Origin of the sequence: Nostoc sp. CHAB 5836, from assembly GCF_020829445.1 — a bacterium.
GTDB lineage: Bacteria > Cyanobacteriota > Cyanobacteriia > Cyanobacteriales > Nostocaceae > Nostoc.
Genome location: NZ_JAIVFV010000310.1, coordinates 1 through 4,083 on the forward strand (window position 1 = coordinate 1; position 4,083 = coordinate 4,083).

3 protein-coding genes and 1 pseudogene are annotated in these 4,083 nt (G+C 44.6%); all 4 read left to right on the top strand.

The window, feature by feature from the left end:
- Positions 1-115, top strand: a pseudogene (locus LC605_RS31520) (rod shape-determining protein); the annotation flags it as partial.
- Positions 116-549: 434 nt separating this feature from the next.
- Positions 550-1,344 (top strand): rod shape-determining protein MreC, encoded by a 795-nt coding sequence (gene mreC, locus LC605_RS31525; protein WP_229551330.1) that lies wholly within the window; start codon positions 550-552, stop codon positions 1,342-1,344.
- Between the two features lie 25 nt (positions 1,345-1,369).
- Positions 1,370-1,990 (top strand): rod shape-determining protein MreD, encoded by a 621-nt coding sequence (gene mreD / locus LC605_RS31530; protein WP_229551331.1) that lies wholly within the window; start codon positions 1,370-1,372, stop codon positions 1,988-1,990.
- A gap of 370 nt (positions 1,991-2,360) precedes the next feature.
- The gene (gene ribD, locus LC605_RS31535; protein WP_229551332.1) at positions 2,361-3,599 is read left to right on the top strand and encodes a bifunctional diaminohydroxyphosphoribosylaminopyrimidine deaminase/5-amino-6-(5-phosphoribosylamino)uracil reductase RibD; all 1,239 of its coding nucleotides are present in this window, start codon (positions 2,361-2,363) and stop codon (positions 3,597-3,599) included.
- Positions 3,600-4,083 lie beyond the last annotated feature (484 nt).

Sequence of the window (4,083 nt, forward strand, 5' to 3'; positions counted from 1 at the left end):
TATTACCCACATTGCGGCCGATCCTTTGAGTTGCGTTGTGCTGGGAACAGGTCGTGTGTTAGAAAACTTTAAACAGTTGGAACGAGTTGTCACTGAAAGTTCCCGCAATATGTAACGCGGTGTGCAACTTGCTCTCAAACCTAACCCCCAAACTCTTCCCTACGTTCTTGCAGCCTGCCAAAGGCAGGGAAGGGGGGCAAGATTTCAAGCCTCTCTCCGAAGGGGAGAGAGGAATGGAAGCAGGGTTTTAAAAATAAGTTGCACATTGCGTTACATAGCAATAGGACTTAGGCAATAACTCTCTGAAACTCTTATTCCTTTGTGACGGCAGTCGCTCATGGGGGAAACCCCCAAGACCGCGCTGCCTCTCCTTTGCGTCCTTCTCCCAGGGGGAGACGCACTGGCGTTTGCGGTTCGTTTTTTGATTATTTTGCGTAAGTCCTAATAGCAAAAAAAATATCAGATTTGAGTTCTATTTGAGTTCTATTTGGGTTCTATATAAATAGAATCCAAGTAGAACTTAATTTATGTAAGTACAGGAAGATATACATGGTTACAATACGGCGTTGGTGGGATCGTAAAGGGTTACAAATCGGGTTGTTAGCTCTAGTAGTTGGTAGTGCTTGGATATTGCGACAAACTCAAGGTGAATTGGTGCTTGAGACATACCAGGCAATTACCCGTCCGTTAGAGATGTTGCAGTCAGGGCCAACTCCAGAAGAACGTATTAGAGATGCCCGGATCGCGGAATTAGAAACCCGTATAGTGGATTTGGAAAGTCAAAATACAAAGCTACAAGATTTATTAGGCTATGTGGAAAAAGAGCCACTGGCATTACGGCCAATTCCAGCACGGGTGGTAGGACGTAGTGCTGACCAGTGGTGGCAACAAGTTACCCTAAATCGCGGGGCGAATGCAGGGATTCAGGAAGGCTTTATAGTTAAGGCAGATGGAGGATTGGTGGGTTTAGTGGAGAGTGTAACTCCCAACACTAGCCGCGTGTTGTTAATCAGTGACCTCAAGAGTCAAGTGGGTGTATCAGTTAGCCGCACGGCAGCTAAAGGCGTTTTGCGAGGAGATTCTTCTGCCGAAGCTGTGTTGGAATTTTATGAAAAAGTCCCAAATGTGAGGCTAGGAGATTTAGTTTCCACATCCACTTATAGTCAGAAATTTCCATCTGGCTTGGCAATAGGACGAATTAAGTCGCTAGATTTAAAGAAACTCCCGGCATCAGTGGCAAAAATTGAGCTTTTTTTGCCAATTCGATCTCTCGATTGGGTAGCTGTTTATCCAAAGCCAGAAAACCAAGAGTTGGCAAATCAACTGCCGCAAAAGTCTAAGTAAATTCTTTGATAAAATCCATAGAAAAATGAAGATTCCTGCATTTGGTGGTAGCAGGCAGAAAAAGCCAAAATCGTCAGAGCGAAAATCGAAATTTAAAATCCAGCCGCTTTCTCGTTGGCATCCCGGTGTACGTAAGTTGTTGGGTTTGATTGTGACGATTGGATCTGTACTGTTATGTTTACTATTATTGCCTACCCGGCTGCCAGGGATGGAATTATTGGGAATTGGCCCTAACTGGCTGTTAATTTGGGTGGTAGCTTGGAGTGTGAAGCGCACGGTGTTTGCTGGAGCATTGGCAGGTATAGTTTTGGGCCTACTTCAAGATTCAATGACATCGCCTAACCCTACTCATGCCATCAGTTTAGGTATAGTGGGAGTTTTAACTGGTCTGCTCCAGAAACAGCGTTTTATCGAAGAAGATTTTATTTCCATTGCTGTAATTGTCTTTGGTATGGCAGTTTTGGCAGAAGCTATCTTTGGGTTGCAATTAACTTTGCTCGGTGATGAGCGCAAAGTCGCAGATATTTGGATATATTATCAGCGTGTCGCTCTGGCTTCTGCCATTCTTAGTAGTTTATGGGCACCTGTGGTTTATTATCCCCTGAATCTTTGGTGGCAGCGAATGAAATCGTTAGAGCAATGGTAAAGGAAGTTAAGAGTTAAGAAGGGGAAAGGATATAGGTTACAGGGAACAGAAAACAAAACTAACCCCTAAATCTTGATCGAATTTGAGCAACTTCTGGCAATATGGATTCAAGCTACAGTGAATTGTCAATATTACAGACTGATGCAAGTTAAGGGACTGACAAGAAATAAATTACTCAAATAAACGAACCACAGAGGTACAGAGAACACAGAGGAATGAGGAGAAGAGAGTTTTTTGGGTATTTTTTTATTTGGAAGTCTCTAAGACAGCCAATAATAGCGCCTGGATTACTGTTTAATTATCAGGATCAAAGCGCGATTCTCTTGTGGAGAGGCTGCGCGATCGCGTGCAGAATATTTACACTAAAATTATGGATAATTCCCCAGTGTTCGCTCAAGCAGATGCATCCTTACCAAATTACACTCAGGAAAATATACGAATAGTGAAGTCAGCAGTTGGATCGAATTTACCACCAAAGGAAAAGGTAGGAAGTGACTTTGACTCTCGCATGATGCTCCGGTGTTTGGAACTTGCTCGGCGGGCTTTAGGGCGCACTTCGCCAAATCCGCTAGTGGGAGCGGTGATTGTCAAAGATGGCGAGATTGTCGGCGAAGGGTTTCATCCTCGTGCAGGTGAGCCTCATGCAGAAGTTTTTGCCTTAAAAGCAGCAGGCGTTGGCGCAGCCTCTCCCCAGGAGAATCGCGCTTGTGGTGCAACAATCTATGTCAACCTGGAACCTTGCAATCACTACGGGCGTACTCCCCCTTGTTCGGAAGGATTGATCCAAGCAGGAGTAGCAAAAGTCGTAGTGGGTATGGTTGACCCCAATCCCCTGGTAGCTGGAGGGGGTATTGCCCGTTTACGTGCGGCGGGGATCGAAGTGGTGGTAGGAGTAGAAGAGTCAGCTTGTCATCAACTAAATGAAGCTTTTGTGCATCGCATTCTCTACAAGCGACCTTTGGGAATTTTAAAATATGCCATGACTTTAGATGGCAAAATTGCTACTACTTCTGGTAACAGCACTTGGGTGACAAGCCAAGAAGCCCGCAGTGAAGTACACCAACTGCGGACGGCTTGTGATGCAATAATTGTTGGCGGCAATACACTCCGACAAGACAATCCTTACTTAACCAGTCATCAGGTTGGGGCACATAATCCCCTGCGCGTGGTGATGAGTCGCCATCTCAACTTACCGGAAAGTGCCCATCTCTGGGAAACTGCGGATGCTCCAACTTTGGTCTTAACACAGGAGGGTGCTAACCGCAATTTTCAAGAGATGTTGCGAAAACTTGGGGTTGAGGTGGTGGAATTAGCATTACTTACACCAGATCAGGCAATGGCCTACTTATATGAGCGGGGTTTTTGTAGCGTGTTGTGGGAGTGTGGTGGTACTTTAGCTGCAAGTGCGATCGCTCAAGGAGCAGTGCAAAAAATTCTGGCATTTATCGCCCCGAAAATCATTGGTGGTAGCATTGCTCCCACACCTGTGGGCGATTTAGGTTTTACTACCATGACTGAGGCGTTGTCTCTAGAACGTGTTCGTTGGCGTGTAGTCGGCTCTGACTGCTTAGTGGAAGGTTATTTGACTCAAAAAGTCAATAGTCAATAGTAATAACCTAAGTTGCTATAAGTAGAGCGACGCAAATAAAGCTAACTGGCTAAGGCTGTCATTTGTCACTTGTACTGAGCGACTTGTGCCGAGCGAAGTCGAGGTAAGTCGAAGTATTCGTCATTTATAAGGGTTTTTGTGAACCGTATTGTGCTATAGGACTCCTATTTAATTTTTGAACAAACTTAGTATATTTATACTTCCCTTCTTTCCTGTTTCCTGTTCCCTACCTACACAAATACGTTCAGTAATCAAACCGGATTCTTATAGTTATTGATTCAGGCGATCGCTTTGTGCAATAAAATCCCCAATTTCTGGATGAAAAGCACCCAGATTTTGATAACCCGCAACCTTGGTTAAGTAAGTCGGCGCAATTAAAGATAACTGGTGATGGCTGTCATTTGTCCTTAGTCATTCCTCCTTGGTAAGGGTTTCAAGCCTGTTTACGTTTCGTCACATAGTTTGATTTATTTTCACCGACTTA